Here is a 2192-nt window from a genome sequence, read left to right on the forward strand (position 1 = left end):
CAGGGTGGGCGGTTCGTACAACCATACGGAAACCGGCAGCCTAGGGTTGTCCTGGGTGGGGGATCGCGGCTACCTGGGGCTCGCCTACACGCTGCAGCGCAATCGTTATGGGCTGCCAGGGCATGAGCATGCCTACGAGGGCTGCCACGCTCATGGCACGCACCTGCATTGCCCCGGCGACGGGCATGGCCACGACCACGGGGGCGAGGATGGTCCCGGCGGCGAGCACGAAGACCAGGCCCATGGTGCGCCCTTCGTGAGCCTGCGCAGCCAGCGCTGGGACGTGCGGGGAGAATGGCGCGACCCGTTCGCCGGATTCAGCCGCGTGCGCGTACGGGGCGGTTTCACCGATTACCAGCACGATGAGATCGAGGAAGAGCGCATTGCCACGACGTTCCGGAACAAGGCGCACGACGGCCGCATTGAGCTCGAGCATGCGCCTTGGGGCGGCTTACGCGGCGTCGTGGGGGTACAGGCGTCCCGCCGCGATTTCAGCGCCTTGGGCGAGGAAGCCTTCGTCCAGCCCACGCTGACGCGCAACCATGGCGTGTTCGCCCTGGAGGAGTACGCCGTCGGCGACTGGCGTTTCGAGGCGGGGGTGCGCCACGAATGGCAGCGCATCGACGTGCGTGGCGACTCGCCAGACGCCAGGCATCGCGGGACGTCCGTGTCGGCGGGCGCGGTCTGGCGGTTTGCGCCGTCGTACTCGCTGGGGATGTCGATATCGCGCTCGCAGCGCCTGCCGACGGCGGAGGAGCTCTATGCCAATGGCCTGCATCTGGCTACCTCCACCTACGAGGTCGGGAATCCGAGCTTGAAGCGTGAAACGTCCCGCCATATTGATGTGACGCTGCGCAAGTTGGCTGGCCCCACGACCTTCTCCGTGTCGGTGTTCCGGAGCCATGTCGACGATTTCATTTACGGCCGCACGCTCGACGTCCATGACGGCCTGCAGCTGCTCGCGTACACGCAGGGCGACGCAAGCTTCACCGGCGTGGAAGCAAAGGTGCGTCATCAAATCGACAAGGTCTTTGCGGTCTCGCTCCTGGGCGATTACGTGCGGGCACGCCTGGACGGAGGCGGTAATTTGCCCAGGATTCCCCCTTATCGCGTGGGGGCACGCCTGGACGCGAAGTGGCAGGCGTGGCGCGGCAACGTGGAGCTGTCTTTCGTCGGTCGCCAAGGCCGGGTCGCGGCATTCGAGACCCCGACCCCGGGGTATGCGATGCTCAATCTCGGCGCCGGGTATGAGGGCCGAGCCGGCGCCACGCGCTACCAGGTTTATGTGCGGGCCATGAACCTCACGGACAAACTCGCGTACCGGCACACGTCGTTCATCAAATATTCGGCGCCACTAATGGGGCGCAGCCTGGTTGCGGGCGTGCGCTGGATGTTCTGACGGCAACGGTGCTCGGCGCTTATCCAGGTGTAACCGCTTGTGGCGTTTTGCTCATCCCTGCGCGCGCCGGGCGGCTCTCCGCGGGCGCTGGCGCCGAAGCAGCCTTTCGGTGCGAGAGTTGTTGTTACAGCGCCGCCGCAGGATGCGGACTATGCTGGAACGGGCTCACTCGTGAAGGAGAGGCGATATGGATCAGGCGTCGAAACAGCAGTCCGCGGCCGGTGAAACATTTAGCATCGACGTAGAGGCCATTCGAAAACGCGCACGCGAAAACCTCGACGAAGGTGCGGTCACGCAAGACTACGGCGCAGATCGCCAGGCTGTACTGAAGATGCTCAACGAGGCCTTGGCGACCGAGCTGGTCTGTGTGCTGCGTTACAAGCGCCACTATTTCATGGCGCGCGGGATTCACGCCGATCCGGTTGCGGCCGAATTTGCCGAACACGCTGCGCAAGAGCAGCAGCATGCCGACGAGATCGCGCAACGCATCGTGCAATTGGGTGGAGAGCCCGACTTCTCTCCGGCCGGCCTGCAGGATCGCAGCCATTCCCAATACGTCGAGGCAGACTCGCTCGAGAGCATGATCAGGGAAAACCTCGTGGCCGAGCGCATTGCCATCGATAGCTATCGCGCCATGATCCGTTACCTCGGCGACAAAGATCCCACGACCCGGCGCATGCTGGAGGAGATCCTTGCGGTCGAGGAGGAGCACGCGGACGATATGTCAGATCTGTTGCAGCGCGGCTAGGCCTGCGGCGGCGAGGCCCCACCGGGAGCGGGGGCGGGGCGGTGG

Annotated in this window: 2 protein-coding genes; both read left to right on the forward strand. The window is 65.1% G+C overall.

The window, feature by feature from the left end; all coding sequences use genetic code 11:
* The coding region (locus IRZ12_RS17400; protein ID WP_296471312.1) for a TonB-dependent receptor at positions 1-1399 on the forward strand (1399 nt) is incomplete at its 5' end.
* 187 nt (positions 1400-1586) lie between these two features.
* Positions 1587-2147, forward strand: coding sequence for a ferritin-like domain-containing protein (locus tag IRZ12_RS17405; protein WP_296471315.1), 561 nt, complete (start codon positions 1587-1589; stop codon positions 2145-2147).
* Positions 2148-2192: the final 45 nt, after the last annotated feature.

Origin of the sequence: Pigmentiphaga sp. (genome assembly GCF_019689535.1) — a bacterium.
GTDB lineage: Bacteria > Pseudomonadota > Gammaproteobacteria > Burkholderiales > Burkholderiaceae_B > Pigmentiphaga.

Coding starts and splice junctions, on each gene's coding strand:
- IRZ12_RS17405 (WP_296471315.1), top strand. CDS start 1,587: ATGGATCAGGCGTCGAAACAGCAGTCCGCGGCCGGTGAAACATTTAGC.